The organism is Mesorhizobium sp. M0571, from assembly GCF_040320985.1.
GTDB lineage: Bacteria > Pseudomonadota > Alphaproteobacteria > Rhizobiales > Rhizobiaceae > Mesorhizobium.
Genome location: NZ_JAMYQT010000077.1, coordinates 1 through 18,149, shown reverse-complemented (window position 1 = coordinate 18,149; position 18,149 = coordinate 1). Strand labels below are relative to the sequence as shown.

Annotated in this window: 21 protein-coding genes and 1 pseudogene; 4 read left to right on the top strand and 18 right to left on the bottom strand. The window is 60.8% G+C overall.

Features of this window, described 5'->3' with window-relative positions; translation table 11 throughout:
• Positions 1-148: DUF3072 domain-containing protein (locus tag NKI85_RS35415; protein ID WP_352780457.1), on the bottom strand; the 148-nt coding region annotated here is incomplete at its 3' end.
• Between the two features lie 228 nt (positions 149-376).
• Between NKI85_RS35415 and NKI85_RS35410 the strand changes: the two genes are divergently transcribed.
• The 3 genes from NKI85_RS35410 to NKI85_RS35400 all read left to right on the top strand — a co-directional run bounded on the left by NKI85_RS35410 (position 377) and on the right by NKI85_RS35400 (position 3,798).
• Complete coding sequence (locus NKI85_RS35410; protein ID WP_352780455.1) at positions 377-1,498, top strand: GSU2403 family nucleotidyltransferase fold protein; 1,122 nt, start codon at positions 377-379, stop codon at positions 1,496-1,498.
• A 153-nt stretch (positions 1,499-1,651) separates the two neighbouring features.
• Entirely contained in the window at positions 1,652-2,356 is a 705-nt protein-coding gene (locus tag NKI85_RS35405) for an IS6 family transposase (RefSeq protein ID WP_352780453.1), read from the top strand.
• Positions 2,357-2,511: 155 nt separating this feature from the next.
• On the top strand, positions 2,512-3,798 hold the full coding sequence (locus NKI85_RS35400) for an ROK family protein (protein ID WP_352572182.1): 1,287 nt from the start codon (positions 2,512-2,514) through the stop codon (positions 3,796-3,798).
• Between the two features lie 16 nt (positions 3,799-3,814).
• Here the strand turns inward: NKI85_RS35400 and NKI85_RS35395 are convergent, their stop codons facing one another.
• The 11 genes and pseudogenes from NKI85_RS35395 to NKI85_RS35345 form a co-directional block, all read right to left on the bottom strand.
• Entirely contained in the window at positions 3,815-5,290 is a 1,476-nt protein-coding gene (locus tag NKI85_RS35395; RefSeq protein ID WP_352529683.1) for an amidase, read from the bottom strand.
• 23 nt (positions 5,291-5,313) lie between these two features.
• Positions 5,314-6,273, bottom strand: a complete 960-nt coding sequence (locus NKI85_RS35390; RefSeq protein ID WP_352529685.1) for a cyclase family protein — start codon at positions 6,271-6,273, stop codon at positions 5,314-5,316.
• On the bottom strand, positions 6,270-7,049 hold the full coding sequence (locus tag NKI85_RS35385; protein WP_352780450.1) for an ATP-binding cassette domain-containing protein: 780 nt from the start codon (positions 7,047-7,049) through the stop codon (positions 6,270-6,272). The genes NKI85_RS35390 and NKI85_RS35385 overlap by 4 nt, the downstream gene beginning before the upstream one ends.
• Positions 7,050-7,052: 3 nt before the next feature.
• Positions 7,053-8,108, bottom strand: a complete 1,056-nt coding sequence (locus NKI85_RS35380; RefSeq protein ID WP_352450301.1) for an ABC transporter permease — start codon at positions 8,106-8,108, stop codon at positions 7,053-7,055.
• A gap of 67 nt (positions 8,109-8,175) precedes the next feature.
• Positions 8,176-9,108: a sugar ABC transporter substrate-binding protein gene (locus NKI85_RS35375; RefSeq protein ID WP_352780448.1), complete on the bottom strand. Its 933-nt coding sequence runs from the start codon at positions 9,106-9,108 to the stop codon at positions 8,176-8,178.
• A gap of 1,564 nt (positions 9,109-10,672) precedes the next feature.
• Entirely contained in the window at positions 10,673-11,899 is a 1,227-nt protein-coding gene (locus NKI85_RS35370) for a pilus assembly protein TadG-related protein (RefSeq protein WP_352780446.1), read from the bottom strand.
• Between the two features lie 186 nt (positions 11,900-12,085).
• The gene (locus NKI85_RS35365; RefSeq protein WP_352780444.1) at positions 12,086-12,328 is read right to left on the bottom strand and encodes a hypothetical protein; all 243 of its coding nucleotides are present in this window, start codon (positions 12,326-12,328) and stop codon (positions 12,086-12,088) included.
• Positions 12,329-12,342: 14 nt separating this feature from the next.
• A complete protein-coding gene (locus tag NKI85_RS35360; protein ID WP_352780443.1) occupies positions 12,343-12,519 on the bottom strand; it encodes a hypothetical protein in 177 nt (58 codons plus the stop codon).
• 10 nt (positions 12,520-12,529) lie between these two features.
• A pseudogene (locus NKI85_RS35355) lies at positions 12,530-13,236 on the bottom strand (SOS response-associated peptidase).
• A gap of 218 nt (positions 13,237-13,454) precedes the next feature.
• Complete coding sequence (locus tag NKI85_RS35350) at positions 13,455-13,883, bottom strand: hypothetical protein (protein ID WP_352780442.1); 429 nt, start codon at positions 13,881-13,883, stop codon at positions 13,455-13,457.
• A gap of 38 nt (positions 13,884-13,921) precedes the next feature.
• Positions 13,922-14,278: a hypothetical protein gene (locus NKI85_RS35345; protein ID WP_352780441.1), complete on the bottom strand. Its 357-nt coding sequence runs from the start codon at positions 14,276-14,278 to the stop codon at positions 13,922-13,924.
• Positions 14,279-14,368: 90 nt separating this feature from the next.
• Between NKI85_RS35345 and NKI85_RS35340 the strand changes: the two genes are divergently transcribed.
• On the top strand, positions 14,369-14,638 hold the full coding sequence (locus NKI85_RS35340) for a hypothetical protein (protein WP_352780440.1): 270 nt from the start codon (positions 14,369-14,371) through the stop codon (positions 14,636-14,638).
• 749 nt (positions 14,639-15,387) lie between these two features.
• On the opposite strand, the gene NKI85_RS35335 is transcribed toward NKI85_RS35340, so the two are convergent.
• The 6 genes from NKI85_RS35335 to NKI85_RS35310 all read right to left on the bottom strand — a co-directional run bounded on the left by NKI85_RS35335 (position 15,388) and on the right by NKI85_RS35310 (position 17,692).
• The gene (locus NKI85_RS35335) at positions 15,388-15,729 is read right to left on the bottom strand and encodes a hypothetical protein (RefSeq protein ID WP_352780439.1); all 342 of its coding nucleotides are present in this window, start codon (positions 15,727-15,729) and stop codon (positions 15,388-15,390) included.
• 28 nt (positions 15,730-15,757) lie between these two features.
• Positions 15,758-15,967: a hypothetical protein gene (locus NKI85_RS35330; protein WP_352780438.1), complete on the bottom strand. Its 210-nt coding sequence runs from the start codon at positions 15,965-15,967 to the stop codon at positions 15,758-15,760.
• Between the two features lie 10 nt (positions 15,968-15,977).
• Positions 15,978-16,157, bottom strand: coding sequence for a hypothetical protein (locus NKI85_RS35325; RefSeq protein WP_352780437.1), 180 nt, complete (start codon positions 16,155-16,157; stop codon positions 15,978-15,980).
• Positions 16,158-16,301: 144 nt separating this feature from the next.
• On the bottom strand, positions 16,302-16,487 hold the full coding sequence (locus NKI85_RS35320) for a hypothetical protein (protein WP_352780436.1): 186 nt from the start codon (positions 16,485-16,487) through the stop codon (positions 16,302-16,304).
• 208 nt (positions 16,488-16,695) lie between these two features.
• Positions 16,696-17,121, bottom strand: a complete 426-nt coding sequence (locus NKI85_RS35315) for a YidB family protein (RefSeq protein WP_352780434.1) — start codon at positions 17,119-17,121, stop codon at positions 16,696-16,698.
• Positions 17,122-17,434: 313 nt separating this feature from the next.
• Entirely contained in the window at positions 17,435-17,692 is a 258-nt protein-coding gene (locus tag NKI85_RS35310) for a hypothetical protein (RefSeq protein ID WP_352780433.1), read from the bottom strand.
• Between the last annotated feature and the right edge of the window lie 457 nt (positions 17,693-18,149).

Below are 18,149 nucleotides of genomic sequence, written 5' to 3'. Positions count from 1 at the left end.
AGGCGTCAGGGTCGTCGGCCTGTTCGGCAAGAGTTTTCAAATAGGAGGCTTGTGCGGGAGTCATTGGGTCATCTCCGCTGACCCAATCTTCCGGGTCCTTTTCGACATTTGCCGATGCCTCGATTTTTGGGTTGTGCCGGTCGACCATGCTCAATCTCCCTTGATGATCACCACAATGAGGAATGATCATGATTTGTTCCGCCACATTGTTAGCCTTCTCTGACCGTTTGCATCGGCCCGGTCTGCGCATCGAAGAGAACCAGCGAAGGCCGCCTTCGAGCGGCGCTTTTGCTTCGACTGCGCTGTCGTAGAAAAGCTGCTCCGTCGTCACATTTTTTAATCAATACAGCCACTTCAACAGTCGCAATGGAATCGCGTGAGAGCTGTTGCAATCGGCCGCTCCGCCGCCTATTGTGTCATGCAACAGATCCGAGTTAAACACAGGGTAACTGTTGAATTGACTGATTTTGTTGAATTAAATAACGATCAGCGTCGGGAAAAAGTCAATTCCGACCAACGTTTCATTGCGCTCAAAGAGGCCCAAAGGAAGGCGAAGAGCTTTCGGGGATCCCTCGTCTGGCACACCGTGAACGGCATCGACCATTTGATGCGAAGCTACTACGACGCCGCTGGCGTACGACACCAAAAGGCAGAGGGTCGACGCTCGCCGGCGAGCGAAGCTGTCAAGGCGGATTGGGAAGCCGCTCGCGCGTCCGCCCAAGAAACGCTCTCTGCGCGACAGGAGCAGATGGAGCGCCAATCTGCTGTCAATCGCGCGCTCCGGCTTGGGCGTGTTCCCCTGATCGCTGCAAGAATTGTCAGAGCAATCGATAACGCCGGTCTTCTTGGGGAAGGCATTCGTATTGCAGGCACGAATGCGATCTACGCCTATGAGGCGGCGGCGGGAGTGTTCGTGGATCCCGGAATCACATCGACGCAAGATATCGATCTCCTCATGGACTCGCGCCAGTCCCTCAGGATCATGTCTGGCGCCAACGTCGAAGATGGAGCGCTCATCAACCTTTTGCGCAAGGTCGATCGGTCTTTCGAGCGTTCATCCGCTACGTTCCGCGCGGTGAACCGCGACGGATACCTCGTCGATCTGATCAAACCGCTCGCAAACCCGGCGTGGAAGCCGAGCCGGGAAACTATCGGGAAGGCCGACGACGAATTGGTGGCCGCCGAGATCGCCGGGCTGGCATGGTTGGAAAATGCCCCTGCTTTCGAAGCAATCGCCATCGATGAAAAAGGCGGACCGTTACGGCTCGTGGTTCCCGATCCGCGTATTTTTGCCGCTCACAAATTCTGGGTCTCAAAACGAGCTGACCGCGAGCCAATCAAGCGCCGTCGCGACCTGGCCCAAGCGCAAGTGGTTGCCCGGCTGACGACGCAGTATCTCGAGCATCTCCCCTACGAAGCAAGCGACCTTCGGGTCCTCCCAAGGGCCGTTTTCGACGAGGCCCATCATTTATTCGCGCGACCAGCGTCGCGGCCGTGAATGTGTGAGCTACATGTTGGCCGCCTGGATTGGCCCTCAACTTCCAACCGATCGAAGACGCGGCCCAGCAGCGCCAGATCGGAGGGACAATGACGCCAGCTGGCGATGTCACGGTAACGGCTTGTTCGGATCCGCCGCGATAGATGCACGCGCATGAATACCTCGCCCGTCAGCTACAAGCGCCACCGTTTCCCACCACAGATCATATCCCATGCGGTGTGGCTCTACTTTCGCTTTCCGCTGAGCCTACGGTTGGTCGAGGAAATACTGCTGGAACGCGGCATTGTCGTTTCCTATGAGACAATCCGCCGGTGGGGACTGAAATTCGGCGCGGATTATGTCCGCCGGCTCCGAAGAAAGCGTCCAGGCCCGAACGATATCTGGCATCTGGATGAAGTCGTCATCAGCATCGCCGGTATGAAACATTGGCTTTGGCGGGCCGTCGATCAGGACGGATATGTCCTTGACGAGATCGTCCAGAACCGCCGCAACACCAAGGCTGCCAAGCGATTGCTGATACGCCTGTTGAAGAAACAGGGTGTCGCGCCAAAGCGCATGATTACAGACAAGTTGCGATCCTATGGAGCAGCCAGGCGACAAGTGATGCCGAACGTAGAGCACCGGTCGCACAAGGGGCTTAACAATCGAGCCGAGAATTCGCATCTGCCGCTGCGAAAACGCGAAAGGACGATGCAGGGTTTCCGATCGCCAGGAAGCCTCCAACGCTTCATCTCGATCTTCTCGGCTCTTCGCAATCTGTTCGTCCCGCCTCGCTCAAAACGCTCTGCTCTCGCCATCCACAATCACCGCCTGAAAGCGATGGCGGAATGGAAAGTTGCGGTTGGGAAACTCACGTGAATTGAGCACCACCGGGATCGACACGATCATTTTCAGATAACGTGACAACACCGCGACGCATCTTGTCCTGGCAATGCACGAGTTTGTTGCCTGCTCGCACAAAGTGCTCGAAACCGGTAAGGTCCTGGGTTAGAAGAGCTGGCAGGATGCCCCTTATGAAAAACCCGACGATGGACGATACCGACGATGGGCGCCCGAATGGCGGACGCAGCGCTCTGTTCACGCCGCCCGGCGATGCGTCCGGCGCGGAGCGGGTTTCGCGCCGGCGCAAGGCGCTGCTGTCGTCCTCGATGGTCGGCTCGACCAATCGCGGCCGTGTGCTGCAGGCCCTGTTCGATCTTGGGCCGACGAGCAGGGCTGAACTGGCCCGCCTGGCCGGGGTCAACCGCACCACCATTTCCGGAATCGTGCAGCCACTGATCGACGATCAGGTGCTGGTCGAGAGCGACCCGGTTCCTCCCAGTCCGGGCGGCGGCAAGCCGGCCCGGCCGCTGTGGTTCTCGCCCAATGCCCGTCCGATCTGCGGTGTGCTGCTTATGCCGGATGCCGTGCATGCCTGCGTGGCGACGCTCGACGGCAAGATCGAATCGGAACGCAAGATGGCCCTGCCGGACGGCAGGGGGCCGGTCCGGCCAATCATCGAGGCGATCGCCGAATGCGTCGGCGACACTCTCTCCAGGGCGCGGCGCACGCCGCTCGGGATCGGTGTTGGCGTCGGCGGCATGGTTGACACCGATCGCGGGTCGATCGTCGCTGTCAATCTCGCGCCGGCGCTCGACCGCTACCCGCTCGCCGACGATCTCGGGCGACGCTTCGGCCTGCCGGTCAAGCTCGACCATCATCCGCGCGCCTTGCTGGTCGGCGACCGCTGGTTCGGCGCCGGGCGCGGCGTCAGGCAATTCGCGGTCGTCTACACGGGCGAGGTGCTGGGCGGCGCACTCTATTTCGACGGGCACCTCTATCGCGGCACGGCAGGCGCGGGCGGCGAACTCGGACACACTTTCGTGCAGCTCGACGGCGAGCCCTGCCGCTGTGGCCGGCGTGGCTGCTGGGACACCATTGCCACCTTGAGCTGGCTCCGGCGCGAGGCCGCCCGCGCGGCTCTGCCCGAGCCAGACCTGATCGACTCGGCCCGCCTCGTCGACATGGCGGCGCGGCGGCTGCCGGGAGCGGCTGAGCTGCTCGACCGCTATGCCCGCAACGTTGCCGTCGGCATCGCCAATCTGCAGCAGACGGTGGCGCCCAACATTTTCATCATGCATGGCGATGTCGTGCTCGGCGGCGATTGCCTGCTAGGCGCAATCGCGGAGCATGTCCGCGCCATGGTTCCGTCACGACCCGGCGGCGCGATCGAATTCATTGCCGGCGATGCAGGTGACCGGGCCGCCCTCTTAGGCGCAGCCGGTCTGGTGATTTCCGAGCTGCTGCAGCTTCCGATCTAGGTATTCCGACACCCAACTATCCAGCGAGCCCCGGATAGCTTTGGAACCAGGGCTGCATACGTTCGAACTGAGCCGCCATCGCCAGAACGGTTTCGTCGGCGTGCCGCCGCCCGATGATCTGCAGGCCGATCGGCAGGCCCTGCGCCGTCAGGCCGGCCGGAACCGAAATCGCCGGATGGCCGGTATAGTTGATCGGATAGGTCATGCACCAGCCGATCAGCGGATCGACCGCCTCGCCATTGATCGATGTCGGCCCGATGGTGTTGCCGTCGGGGGCATTCTTGACGGGCGGAACGGCCAGCGTCGGCGAGACGATCAGGTCATGGGTTTCGAATACATCCTCGAGGCCGTCATGGACGCCGGTGCGCAAAAGATCGTCGAGCGCATGGTCGACGGCGGACACCTTGTAGGCGCCCTCCAGCATGGCGAGGAACTGCGGGGTGAGCACCTCGGCGTGCTTGCCCATCAGGTCGATGCCCTCCTGTTTCCAGTACACGGCGATGGCAGCATAGTGGATCGAGATCGTGCGCACCCAAAGCGCCGCCAGTTCCTTGTGATCGGCCCTGAAATCGAGCTCGACCTCATCAACCTCAATGCCATGTGCTCGCATGACATCGACGGCCCGGGCAACGACGGCGGCGACCCCGGCTTCGACCGGAAAATTGCCTAGTCGCGGGCTGTAGGCGACGCGCAGTTTCGGCGTCCGCCCGGCAACGGCGCCGACATAGTCAACGCCGTCATCCGGCAGGCAGAACGGGTCGCGGTTGTGAGGCCCGGCCATGATCTTGGTCATCAGCGCGGCGTCCGCAACGGTGCGGGTCAGCGGTCCGATATGGACCAGAGGATGTCCCCACAAGAAGGCGTCGGGGCGAGTCACCGAAGGAATGCGGCCGAAAGAGGGCTTGAAACCGACGGTGCCGCTGAACGAGGCGGGGATGCGGACCGAACCGCCGCCGTCCGTGCCTTGCGCCAGGGCCGCCATGCCGTCGCCGACCGCTGCCGCACTGCCGCCGGACGAGCCGCCGGAATTGTAGCCGATCGCGAAGGGCGTGCTGGTCGGCCCGAAGCGCAGATTGTCGGTGATGCCTTTATGGCCGAACTCCGGCGTGTTGGTCTTGCCGAGCATGATGGCGCCTGCGTCGAGCAGGCGCTCGACCGCCACAGCACTTGTTTTGGGCACCCGGTCGTGCACCGCCCACGACCCCATCGAGGTCGGCACGCCGGCCATATCGTCGAGGTCCTTGATGCCGACGGGGACGCCATGTAGCGGTCCAAGCGGACCGCCTGCCATCACGGCCTTTTCGGCGGCCCGCGCAGCTTCCATCGCCTGGTCGCCGAGAACCAGCGTATAGGCGTTGACCACCGGGTTGCGCGCCTCGATGCGGCGCAGATAGGCCTCGGTCACTTCAACCGGCGACAGGTCGCGGCGCCGGATGCGCTGGGCCAGTTCCGTGGCCGGCAGGAAACAGATCTGGTGGTCTGCAGAAGTCATAAGCCGTTCCACCTTGTTGGGTGCTATTTGATGAACACTGGATTTGCCGCGCCGCCGGTGCCCTTGCTCACTTTGACCGGACTGGCGCAGTAGAAGCCTTCGTAGCGGCGGTCTGAGGCACAGTCGGCGGCCAGCAGGTCGAGCGATGCCATTTCGGTGAACGCCACGCCCAGATTGCGCATCAGCGCGGCGTGTAGCACCAGCATCAACCCGGTCTCGGGCTCGTAGGTTGTCTCGTTGGCCAGCGTGTCGGTAACCAGACAGGGGATCTGCATCTCGTCGAACCAGCGCACGAGGTCGAGGCTGAAGGTCAGTCCGGGTTCCCAATATCCATCGCCGACGCCCTGGCTTCCCGCCGCCAGTGCGCCGACCCAGCCGGTTCGAACGAGAAGGATGCTGCGCGGCAGGATATCGACCCCTTGGGCCCGGGCGCATTCCATGAGGTCGCGATGCGTGAATGTTTCAGCGCGCTCCAGGACCGGTTTGCCGCGGAACCGGGCGATGTCGAGCAGCACGCCGCGTCCGACGATCCCGCGCTCCGCGATCGGCATGATGCTGGCCTTGGTCATGCCGCCATTGGTACTGCTTGCCGCGAAGCCGTTCCAAAGCGTGTCGTCGAACCACATATGGCCGAGCGCGTCGCAATGCGTGCCGGCCTGTGCGAAGCCGGTGACATAGTCGTCTGCGAATTCGAGGCCGCCGGCAAGCGGTTGCCAGTGGCCGTTCTCGAAGCCGGCCTTGTCGGCGACCATGAAATGCTTCGCCGGCCAGCGGCCGGGAAAGACGGCATCGCCCTCAGAGGTCCCGACCGGCACGCCGAGGGTGAAGGTGCGGCCGTCCCGCACCGACGCCAGGCCGCGCTTGACCTCGTCGGCGGTCAGATAGTTGAGCGCTCCGATCTCGTCGTCGGCACCCCAATGCCCCCAGCGGCTCGGCGCATTGCCCAGCAGCCGGCGCAGCGTCATCGTTTCAGTCGCGCTCATGCTTCCGCCTGCGCGGTCGCCGGCTGCCTGGCGCCGGTGATATAGGCGACGACGTCCTCCATGTTGGTGCCGGAACTTGCGAGATCGGCGACCTTGCGGCCCCTGCGCATCACCACCACGCGGTTGCACACCTGCCAGAGATGATCGAGATTGTGGGTGACCATGACGATCGTCAGCCCCTGGGCGCCGAGTCGTTTGATGAGGTCGAGCACCTCACGGGATTCGCGTACGCCGAGCGCCGCGGTGGGCTCGTCGAGCAGCAGCAGCTTGTGGCCCCAAAAGGCACCGCGCGCGATCGCCACCAATTGGCGCTGGCCGCCGGACATGCGATCCACCGGTTTGCTGCGCACCCCGGGGATATCGATGTGCAGTTCCTCGAGGCCGCGCATCGCGATGTCGCCCATCGATTTGCGGCGGATCCAGCGCAGCAGCGCCGGGCCGCGGCCAAGCGCAATCTCGCGGCCGAGAAAGAAGTTTTCGGCGGCAGTGAACGTGCCGATCAGCGACAGGTCCTGATAGACCGTCTCGATGCCGAGGCGTTGCGCTTCGGACGGCGGCGACAACTTTTGCGGCCGCCCTTCGAGGATCACGTCGCCGGAAGTCGGGTCATGCGCGCCGGCCAGGATTTTGATCAGCGTCGACTTGCCGGCACCATTGTCGCCAACGAGGCCGAGTATGTCGCCCCTGGCGATGTCCAGCGAAACGTCATCGAGTGCCTTGATGCCGCCGAAGCTGCGGCAGATCCGGCGCAGGCTGAGCAGCATCTTCTGCGCCATGGCCTATCCCCTCGCATAGCGGCGGCCAATACCGCCGAGCGCTACGGCGACGACGAGAAGGCAGCCGGTGAACAGGAACTGCGTGAAGATCGGCGCGCCGATCATGGCCAGCCCATTGTTGCCGACGGCGACCGTCAGCACGCCGATCAAGGTGCCGAGGATATGGAACTGACCCTCTCGCAGCGCCGCCGAGCCCAGGAAGGCGGCCGAGAACGACGTCAGCATGAAGCTGTCACCCGCCGTCACCTGGCCGGAGCCGAGATTGGAGGCCATCAGCACGCCACCGATAGCAGCACAGGTGCTGGCAATGGCGAAGGCAACGATGCGGCTGCGATCGACGGCGACGCCGGCGCGGCGCGCTGATTCCGGGCTGACGCCGATGGCCTTGATGTGTTGGCCCTGCACTGTGCGGTTGAGGATCACCCACAGCAGCGCAAGCACGACGGCCATGATGATGACGAGGTGCGGCACTCCGGCAATCCGGCCGATCGCGATATTCGTGAATTCGCGCGATTGGGTGAGCTGCAGCGGAATTCCGCCCGAATAGGCGTAGTTCAGCCCGACGACGATGGTGCCCGTGCCAAGCGTGGCAATGAAGGCGTTCACCCCGATCTTCGAAACGACAATGCCGTTGACAATGCCGATGACCGTTCCGAGGCCGACGACAAGGAAGATGGCGGGTAGGATCGGCAAGCCACTGCTGCTCAACAGCCCGACCACGAGCAGCCCGCAGAAACTCGCGACATAGCCGATACTGAGGTCGAAATCACCGGCGACGAGTGGCACGGTGAGGCCGGCCGCGACAATGGTGCCGATCGCCATGTCGTTTACGATATTGCGAAAATTGCCGATGGTTGCGAAGGTCCCCGGCTCCAGCACCGAGAAGATCCCCAGCATCGACGCCAGCACGATGATGGTGCCGTAGGTCCCAAGCAGGCGCATGAGCAACGCGCGCCGCTGTCGGGCATTGGGCGAGGCATAGCCGGTCTGCGTTGACGGCAGGACGCGGGGCGCCTCTGCCGGAGCGTGGGTTTCGGGCAGGGAATGATCAGCGGACATGGCGGCTCTCATGACAGCACTCCGGCCCGGCCAGGCAAGTCCGGCCCAGACCCACAATCAGGAGAGCTTACTGCGGATTGTCCTTGATGAACTTGTCGACGTTCTCTTTGGTGACGAGCGTATAGCCTGGCACGAAGGATTTGGGCTTCCACTGGTCGCCGGCTGCCAGGATGTCGGGAATCTGATCGACTAGCATTTTGCCTGCCGAAGTCAGATCGACACCGAGCGTGGCGGTCATCGTCCCGTCCTTGACAGCCTGGACAGCGGGTGCCGTGGCGTTGAACGAATAGACCTTCACGTCGCTGCGGCCGTTCTGCTTCAGGGCCGCGATCGCGCCCATAGCGTTGTCGTCATAGCAGTTAAAGATGGCGAACGGTCCCTTGGCGTTGGCATTGGCTGCAAGCCAGGCGCTGGTCGCGGCCTGCGAGGATTCGGCAGCACCCGGGATGCTGATCTCGTGCGAGGTCGCCTTGAGCCCCGGATTTGCCTTGACCGCCGCATCGAAGGCGTCGGCTCGTTCGCGGCACGGAATGCCGGGATGGTAGGTGAGGTCGAGTACAGTTCCGGACTTGCCGATGTCCTTCAGCATCAAGTCGATCAGCGGTTGCGCAGCACCGGTACTTGCAGATAGCGCGATCCCGTCTGCCATGCCGCCGCCGGCCGAAAGCACGGGGATCTTTGCGTCCGCCGCCGCCTGGAGCCCGGCCGCCAGGCCCGTCGAATCGAAGACCGTGACGATGATGGCGTCCACCTTCTTGGTTGCCAGCTGCTTGATGCTTGTGATCGCTTGCGAAGGATCGCCATTGGCATTGAGCGTTTCCACCGACCAGCCCTTGGACTTGGCTTCCTGGCTCATCGTGTCGACCATCTGGTTTGTGTCGACGTCGGGTGTCGAGAAGGTGACGATGCCGATCGTCAGCTTGTCATTCGCGGCGAGGGCGGCCGACGTGAAGGATGCTGCGACGAGCGCTGCGGTCGAGAGTTTCTGAAAGCGGTTCACTGTGCGTATCCCCTGTTGACCGAGTGTTCCGGCTCACCTCCAGACGCGCAGCAGCCCAGCTTGGGCGCCATCTACAGGTCGTCACAGTCAGTCTGTTTGTTCGTGCGAGCCACGTACTAACTATAGGCACAAGCTCTTATGCCGCGCAACGGCTAATTTCAACCGGCTTTGGTGACTCGAGGTTCAATCGCTGTGGGGCTCTTGGGGCAAGCGCGCAGCTAGGCCGCCTTCTTGATCTCCGCGACCTGAACGCCCAGTCGAAACGCCTGACCGTCTGCAAAACGAACGCGCGTAGCACTCAGATGTAAAAGGGACCGTGGTGGTGCCGTTGACCGTCACGCGAACCGACCACTCTTTGTCCCTAATGATTTCAACGGCATGTTGCTCATGGGCAGCCATGCATTCCTCCCAGAATCTTCCGTTGAGGATGGGAGGATAGCGTCGTAAAACTGGTTTGCATGCAAATAATCCGACACCGCGACGTCGAAATGTCGAACACGCACAGGCTTAAGTCGATGGCCTCGCCTTGAGCTGTTCGAGGTGTTCCTTGGCGAGGTTGAAAAGTGCGGTGGCAGTCTCTTCAGCCGTCCAGCCTTGCTCGATGCAAGAGGACACCAGAGCGGCGTATGCGCCTTCGAGGGCGACTGCGCAGTTCACGCTCCTGTCCGGGCTGTCCTGGGAGAGAAGGGGCGGTTCGATGTGTGCTGTTTGGGACATGCAGAATAATTGGCGGAGTGCCAGAAAGTTCCTCCGCACTCGCGCTTCGCACCACGGTGCCGCCCACAGCGCCTTGCCTAAGGGACTTTGCGGCGTAATTCGCTCGCGTTCGAATTGAGAGCGACCTCGGATTGAACGCGCGGATTACCAGGCGGACAAAAAAGCCCCGGCGCTGGGTCGTTGCGCCGGGGCTTTGGGCACGTACAAGCTACACCAACATGTCCGTTTATGAACGTGCGCTAATAAAGTGAAAAAACGGTGAACCACGCATAGGCCGAAGGGCGCACGCTCAAAGCTGGGGTGAAGCGCGGGTGAAGCGGCAATATCAGTGATGACAAGTTGCGCACCCTGATTATTCCACCTAGCTTTCGACCGAACGAGGGGACGAGGATGCGCGCCGCCGACGATGATCTGTCCGTTCACTTCCGATTTGAGCGATATTACCACGTCGTCGACCTCGCCTTTCGCCAACCGGGCATTCGGGCCGACATCCCGGAGCGGCGTCGAGAACGCGATCTTCGACGTCTCTGGCCTGCGTGGGCGAAATCCCGCTCGACCTCCGCGGCGCCAATCGCCCGGTCCGGGCTGTCCCAAGCGCATCACCTCGTACATACGGCGTCTACTCAGTGGGATCGGCACAGTGGTTCACTACCTGCCGTCCAGGCAGGGACTAACGAGCCGCTTCGCTGCGGGTGAATCAAGTAACCGATACAATCCGCTGATTGATTAAATTCGTTGTCACGACGAGGCCAAGCGTTGCCTTCGATATCCGCTCTCCGTCCAACACGGAAGCAAGCGAACCTCAAATGCAGTCTGTCTCACAACACTGCGCTGGCTACATCCAAGTTCAATTCATCAGTCTCGTTGCAGAATTCGTTGTCAATAATTCACTTGCGCCAGCAAGATAAATTGAGCCATTGCCGTTCATCTCGATCCGGTTGACCACAAAGATGCGAGGCTTACTGTCGGTCGACAATGCACCGCCGCCTGTAAGAAAAAGCTTTTGTGACGGCAGATAGACTATACCGCCTAGATCTGTATCGCCACCGCCAATGAGCGTGGAGGTTCTCTCCACGCCTTGGGGTTTTTGAGCTAGCGCGATCCCCATCCACGGGCCGCTGGTCGGCGCCGTCAGGCGTAGCTTGGCGCCGGCCTGCATTGTGATGGTGGCCTGATCGTCGAGTAGAACGATGGTGGTACCTTCAGCTGCATCGAGAACCGCGCCGGAGGAGAGCGAAAGCCCTCCCGTCCTGATAACATACGTTCCCGCGGCAAGATTGACCACCGCTCCGACCGATAGAGTGAGCCCTCCGCAAAAAGTGCCGGGAATGAGATTTGCGGTGGTGTTTTTGATCACCAGGTTATTGTAGGTGCAGACATTGTCTGTTGGCCAGACCAGTCGGGAGATAATAGGATCTGCCAGCTCTTTCTGATTGAAAAGCGGTTGAGGGTTGAAGCCGGCAGACGGCCCGGAGGGGCCGACGACTGACGTCACCAATGTCCTGATGGACGATGAGCCATTCGTGGCTAGCGCAGACCCCGATCTTGAATTCACCTGCGCAACGCATTTCTGGCCATTTATCGACGAAGTCCCCGAATTCGACCATGCGTTCGAGGCGGACCGATCTAATACGAGAAGACAGACTGGGTATCGCGGATAGGCAATCGCGGTTGCGCTTCGGCTAATATCAAGTTTGTCGACGCCAAGGATTGCCGAGAAGGCCAATTCCTGCGGTTGGTGCAATAAAACCGTCACGATTGTGGGATTGGTTGATCCAACCGTCTGGTGGGCGTCACCACTATAGGGACTTCGCGTGGCCACAAAGGTGGGGCTGGCGAAAGTATCAACGTTCTCCTGACGCTGCTCCGACGTCATATCGCTGCTGTTCGCGCTTGCCACGGCCAACTGAAGGGCCGTGGCGTCGGCTCCCTCCTGCAACTGTTGGGCAGTTCGGCTCACGCGCGCAAAGTCTATCGCCACTCCGACGCCCAAAAGCACGACCGGCAAGACCAACGCAAACACCACGGCGAGGTTGCCGCGTTCTGAACGCCAAAATCGTTCGGTCACACGCATGGAAGCCCCCTTCATTTAGCTGGGACTAACCTAGAGGCAGCATATTGAGGGTCGGTTTCGCGAGCCGGTAAAGTTGTCTCGATCGCAAATCAGCTTGCGGGGAGCAGCTGATTCACCTCTTCAAATTCACCACGATGACGCCGCCCAGCGCCAGCCCCCCGCCGTCTGGCGCCGGTCTGGCGATCGTCAAGGCCGGCCAGCACGCATCATCGCGCGCGCGATGGCGAGCTGCGCCTCGACCTTGGCGTTTTCCTTCTGCGTCATGTTATCGGCGGCGATCAGTCGCCTCAGCGCCCGCATGATCTCCCCGCGCGTCCAGCCCGCATCGAGCATGCAGTCGACGATCGCCTGGAAACCGGGCTCCATAGCCTCCTGGCAATCGATCTCGCGGTCGGCATACTCGCCATGTCGTCTTGGCGGGCTGATCATTTTCGAATTGCTCCTCAGAGATATGCTTCGCCGTCGGCGCGGTGTTCAAGACAGAAGCAATGCGAAGGCTGCTTCGGCTTGGCGAAGCCCCATCCTGCATCCTTGCCGCAGTCGGGATGCTCGCACCTATGAACGCCCGGACGCGTGGCGGGCTCAATTGCGCCGGGAAGGCGGATCAGTTCGTCGCTCATCGGGATGCTTTCAAAGCAGCGAGCCTTGTGCAGGCGCCTGCAGCGGAACTTTGATCTGTGTGGCGGTTTCTCGACGATCACCAACGCGTCGTCGGGAGCTGTGCGCTGTAGTTGCTTTGCTTCGGTCCATGGCGCGGTCAACCAAGTCGCGATGTCCTCTCGCGTGGTCAGGATCACCGGCATCGCCTTCTAGTGGATTGGGGCGATCAGCGCGTTCGGCTTGGTGGTCATAAACGCATAGACCTCGTGGACGCCCGGACCTTCCTTGACCTTTCGGACTCCCTGCCAGCGCATCCAGAGGCCAGCGAAGAAGAACAGCGGACGGTCCTCGTTAAGGGCGAACCAGAAATTCCGCTGTATGCCGCCTGTCTCCGGGTCCTTGTCGCCTGGGGTAGGGCTGGGCTCGGCAAAGCTCGTCACCGGCACCACGCAGCGGTGCTCGACGCCGACATACTGCTGCCAGTGGCCGTATTGAGGGTTGCGGATATTCGTCGTGCCGGAATCGGCGTTGCCTTTGACGCGCTCCAAGGGCGTCGGCATTCCCCAGCGCAGTTTAGCCAGTTCGCGCTCCCCGTCCGCTGCGTTGCGAACGACCGGGCCGAACTGGTTGGGGTAGATGTCCATCGACGGCTCCAGGTTGCCCAGGATGTCGCGCAACGCCCCGGTCCATTGGCGGATCGCCTCTTGGCTGGTGGTGATGTTGTAAAGATTACACATGTCGTTGCCTTAGTTGCGCAGGGCATCGGGAACACTCAGCGGCCGAGATCGAGAATTCTCTTGTATTCGCCTGTCTGGCGCCAGACACCGTTTGGGTGGCCGTCTTCTCGATCGCGCCTAGGATCGAACATGATGCCTCCGAAGTGGTCAAGGAACAGCTGTGCGGACGCCTGATCGGCGAAGCAATAGAGCCGCCAGTTCTCGTATTTATGATCCGGCTATATGGCCTGCACCTGCCTGGTCATAGGGACCAGCCCGCGCTCTTCGCAAAATTCACGGATCAGCGCAAAACTGTGTCCGGTACATAGGTCGTCGGGCAGCGCAATCTGATAAGGCCATTCCCGGTCGATCCTGGCCGGCGTCGGGCCTCGGCTGCGCATCGCATCACTGCGGGTCGGTTTCTCTGTCGCCTTCTCCAGTGCCTCAATGGCGTCCAGCACGGCTTTGCGCTTGGGCTCGATTGGCTCGTCTGGATGGAAGCCGGCAAGTGCGCGCGTCGTGAAGGCGACTGTCACATCGGAAACGAGATCTCGCGCCAGAAATCCATCGAGGTCGGCACAACCCTCCAGGCCAGCCTGCCGGCGGCCGAATCCATGAACTCGCCGTTGCCGTCCTCCGCCTCGTGTCAGCGCGCGAAGCTTTGCCAATGCTGTGGCTCTGTCGGCGAGTTGTGTTTCCGGGTTGGTCAGCAATTCCAAATCTGCGGCAGCCGGCCTTTTCTCGGCAGACCAACCAGCGCAGCATGCCTCAAGCCCCGCCAGCTGGGCTTCCATCCAGATTTGAGCGGCCTTGTCTGTCTTCTTCTTCTGTCGGCTGCCTGCCCGTCTTCGGGGAAACCGCTTATGTCCCAGCCCTCGAGCGCGAACATGCCTTCTGCTGCTTCCTCTGCTGTGATGCCGGCACGCTCCAATACAGCCTCGGCGGCCAACACCCCGCGCGAAATCTCCTCGCGCGAGGCACCCTTGACGCGCAAAAGCAGGTTCATATCTGCCTGCTGTTGCTGTTGAGGTTGCAAGTGAACAAAAACAGAACAAAAACTCAAGAGCGCCTTGACGGGCGAGGAAAATGTTCCTCATTTCTAGGCATGCCAGAACAACCCGAAAAGTGGCCGAGGGGCGCGCTATGGACGTTGATGCATGCCCACAATGCGGGGCAGGTGGCCCGCGTCAGTTGTGGCCACTGCAACATCAAGCGTTTCTACAAGCCGCTGGAACTGCGGGAGGTGATCGGCAACGTCACCATTGACCAGGTGCGGGCAAAGGTCCGCTGCGAAAAATGCGGTCGTAAGGAATGGATGAGAGCGGAGCTATTCCATCCTGTCGGTCAGGAATTGGAGACGATCCGCTTCCGCCGCCTGGTTGAAATCAGATGGGAGCGGCGCGTCGTATGGAGGGACGAGTGACGGCATTTTTCGATCCCACCCGGCTGCGGGAATGCGGCCGCTGTTCCGGTTACATCGCCGAGCCGTTACGGCCACGGCGTCCGGCCGTCGCTAGGCACACATGTCACCAGTGGCAGCATTGGCCAGCAGCGCAGCAACACAGATGGTTGTGAATGTTTTCATGTTGCCGCTCCCAAGGTGACGCCCGAAACAAAGCGCGCCTCAGGCGCTTTTAATACGGCGCCTTGAAAGACACGGAAATCGGTCATCCATCGGACGTTGAGACTAGCAGACCGTGTTTAGGCGCTCCCGTCTGTCTCGCTTTCCTCGTCGATCGCCCGACATGGCAAATAGGCGTTCGTCTCAAGCCATTCTCGCAGAATGATCTGAATAAGGTCCAACCTGCTGATTTTCATCTCGGCTGCTATGGAATCGAGTGCGTCTGCGGTCGCTGGCTCCAGCGGCACGCCGCCGACGTTTCTGAGCATCAAAGCAGCGCGACGCAGGGAATCTGCAAATCCGCGCGAGGCATGTCGGCTATACGCTTAGCGGCGCTTTCGATATCTTCGGCGACAGATCGGCGTGTCATTGGCCTCGGTCCGTGGGTGCACTCAATTGTTACTGCCGCAAAGGTTTTCGCAGGGTGCTCCGTCGCCATCGCGGTCGAGATTGCCTCCCCACGGGCAATTCTGCAGATACCAGATTGGCGCCTCACATGACCGAGTCTTTCCGCACGCCACGACAGGTGGGATGGCTGCCCTTTGACCTGTTCATGGTCCTCCATTGGCGGTCGCCCGGCCGCTTCTACGTCGAGCTTGTCCGATAGCCAGATCTACAGGGCCGCTTCGGTTGGTGGGACCAATTGCAACAGTACCGATTATGGGCACCATCGGCGGCTCCCGATCTTGTACTTTCTTCTTTGCTTTTAGCTCAGCAATTTCCTCGTCACGCCTAACAATGCGGCTCTCCAGATTGGCGAGACGTTCGGTTAGCAAGTAGCGGCCAACCACAAATCCGCCTCCTCCCATCAGAACGGCAAACGTGGCAAAGGCGGCCGGGTTCGCCAGCACCAGCACCACGTTGACTTCTAGAAAAGTGATAACGTCCTGCACGGTCTGTTTGCTCTGGCCTTCGCCGTGATCACCCCAACAGAGGCGGCGTGTCGTCGTAGCTGACCTGCACCAGCTCCGGGTGTCGGTAAGCGAGGGCAAGTATTTGGGTCTCAAGCTCGCAGTTGTAGGCCATGAGCGCCTTCACGGTCTCAAGGGGACTCTCGTAGCGGGCGATGAGCTTCTCCGCCTCAGAGTGCAGTTCGGCTTTAGCCGCCGCGTCCAAGTGCATGATGCTCATTGGGTGCGTCCTAACGTCTTGCTCGACGCTGAGCCGAGAGTTCGTCGAGACGATCCTGAAGGTGGCCATTGAGTACAATCATTTCCTTGAGCGCCTTCACCGCGTCGCCCTTGTTTTGGGCAATGAATTTGTCGGCGACCGCCTGAAGGGCTGCTTCTTGGCGGCTGTCCAGTGTCGCGATGTGGTCCATGGCGGTTGCTCCAAACGCTCCTGGCCACAGTGAACAAAAACGGAACAATGAGTCAAGAGCTAATTGACTCAGTGAGGAATAAATTCCTATTTTGGCGGCACGTAGGGCGGGTGCTCACAGCCATGCAAAGCCGAGAGCGACAACTTAAGGAACGAGATGACCGAGGTCAGTGCCGGGCGGGATGACCTTGCCCGATTTGTTCGACGACCAGATGACGTAAATGGCTCCCATCCTCAGCACCGGTACGCGCCGTTCACGCTCGCGGGTTCGCAGCTCACGATAAGGTTTCACCTTCAGCGTGCCTGTCGGCAGCTTGATCCTTAAAGCCATTATCACTTTCCTCGAAGGCCGGAAGCCTAGGCTTCTTTCGTGACAGACGGGTGAACTCAGGCGTGCTCGGCTGTGGCTCAGGCCGGCGGGCTTTTGGGCGCGCAGCAAAATCCCTCCTTACACGATTGCTGCAAAAAGATCGGTGGCTCCGGTCCCGCGTCCCCCTGAGACGCGGGCTTATATTTCGGCCGGCTTTGTCGCAGTGGCGCTAAGTGCGACTGGCTCCTGGTACTTCGTCCAGGAGGGTTGGGCCGCTGCTGGCGGGCATGTGGCCGTCGGGAGTAAGCTTGTCCACCGCGTCGGGCAATTCTCTTGTGAGCCGGTCGAGAAGTTCGTCATGGGACAATCCGGTTTGCTCAGCCAGATCGCTCAATGTTTGCGGGTCGATTGCTTTCTCAACCTGGTCGCGCTGAACGGGCCTGTTTGATCCTTTACTTACCCACGAATCAACCTGATCGCCCGCACCCGCATTTCTGAGACGGTCTAAGATTGCTCCGAGGCCGCCGGGGGAGCCAGCGCTAGCATTGGGATCTGTCGAATTCCTGCCGGCGATCAACTCGCCGATCTTGTCCCTATTCTTGTAGGCAAGCAGGCCAAGCAACGCTATGGCGACCTTTCCAATATCAAGGCTCATTTCGCATCTCCTTCTACCGAGAAGGGACAAGGCATGCGGCTCTGAAAAGTTCCGAGGCTCCCACTTCCTGCGTCCTGACCGGATACGACGAAGAGCGCCTCTTTGCCTATCCGCCGGCATGATGCCTCGGCGGTACGTGCCGATTGGAGGGAGGTTTCCAGGATCCGTTCAGCACATGGATCCGGACAAGGAACCGGAACGGGCCTTCAGAGCCTAGCAGACGCATCTAGCGCGCGCACCGGATGACCACGAAGGGCTATCGATATCTTCTTTCTGGTCGCGCGCTGCACTGAAGCCACGATCTGGCGAAAGTTCACGCCGATGGCTGGGAGTCAACTACACTCTGCCGCTTCGCCTCGAGCAGCGCTCTGCGGGCCTTGATGCACTCGACCGCTTCCAGCATCGCGGCCGACACTCTGGCGGCCGGAAAAATCTCGACAATGCTCCCCATCGATTCCAGATCGAAGACGACGTCGTCAGAGCCGGTGTCATTGGCTGGCGTTCCGGAATAGCCGATGTCGTCACGATAGCTTTGATCGTCGCTGCTGCGCGACGGAGCAAGCCGGCACACGCCGGCATCGTCGGTCGATCGACTTCATTGGCCCCGCGCAGCAGTTCGGAAATGAACAGGTCGACCGGCCTGAACTCACGCCTCTCTCTCCGAACTATAGATTGGCAGCTGGGGAATTTTTGGGACAAGGAATGAGCTTCCGTTTCGATCTCACGAGCTCGAGCAGATCGGCCTCGTCCAGGCCAGCCTCTTGCAAGGCAGCCCATATTCGCATTGCGAGCGTCTCGCCGTCCAAGGACGAGCGGGCGATATCCTCGTCACTGCAAACCTGGTCGAAAACGCGTTGGCGAAGATCCGGATCGGACGGGTATAAACCGGCTTGTTTGAAAGGCATTTTGCAACCCCCAAGCTTCAGAAGGGCCGTCACTGGTGATCAAAATTAGCGCCCGTCGCGATGCACGAGGCAACGGTATGTAAAAGGCGGACATTTGCAATGATTGTCCGCCCCAACCGGCTA

Coding starts and splice junctions, on each gene's coding strand:
- NKI85_RS35385 (WP_352780450.1), bottom strand. CDS start 7,049: ATGGCGCAGAAGATGCTGCTCAGCCTGCGCCGGATCTGCCGCAGCTTC.
- NKI85_RS35360 (WP_352780443.1), bottom strand. CDS start 12,519: ATGAGCGACGAACTGATCCGCCTTCCCGGCGCAATTGAGCCCGCCACG.
- NKI85_RS35365 (WP_352780444.1), bottom strand. CDS start 12,328: ATGATCAGCCCGCCAAGACGACATGGCGAGTATGCCGACCGCGAGATC.
- NKI85_RS35400 (WP_352572182.1), top strand. CDS start 2,512: ATGAAAAACCCGACGATGGACGATACCGACGATGGGCGCCCGAATGGC.
- NKI85_RS35405 (WP_352780453.1), top strand. CDS start 1,652: ATGAATACCTCGCCCGTCAGCTACAAGCGCCACCGTTTCCCACCACAG.
- NKI85_RS35315 (WP_352780434.1), bottom strand. CDS start 17,121: ATGAGCCTTGATATTGGAAAGGTCGCCATAGCGTTGCTTGGCCTGCTT.
- NKI85_RS35330 (WP_352780438.1), bottom strand. CDS start 15,967: ATGAGCATCATGCACTTGGACGCGGCGGCTAAAGCCGAACTGCACTCT.
- NKI85_RS35325 (WP_352780437.1), bottom strand. CDS start 16,157: ATGGACCACATCGCGACACTGGACAGCCGCCAAGAAGCAGCCCTTCAG.
- NKI85_RS35340 (WP_352780440.1), top strand. CDS start 14,369: ATGCATGCCCACAATGCGGGGCAGGTGGCCCGCGTCAGTTGTGGCCAC.
- NKI85_RS35395 (WP_352529683.1), bottom strand. CDS start 5,290: ATGACTTCTGCAGACCACCAGATCTGTTTCCTGCCGGCCACGGAACTG.
- NKI85_RS35370 (WP_352780446.1), bottom strand. CDS start 11,899: ATGCGTGTGACCGAACGATTTTGGCGTTCAGAACGCGGCAACCTCGCC.
- NKI85_RS35390 (WP_352529685.1), bottom strand. CDS start 6,273: ATGAGCGCGACTGAAACGATGACGCTGCGCCGGCTGCTGGGCAATGCG.
- NKI85_RS35320 (WP_352780436.1), bottom strand. CDS start 16,487: ATGGCTTTAAGGATCAAGCTGCCGACAGGCACGCTGAAGGTGAAACCT.
- NKI85_RS35380 (WP_352450301.1), bottom strand. CDS start 8,108: ATGTCCGCTGATCATTCCCTGCCCGAAACCCACGCTCCGGCAGAGGCG.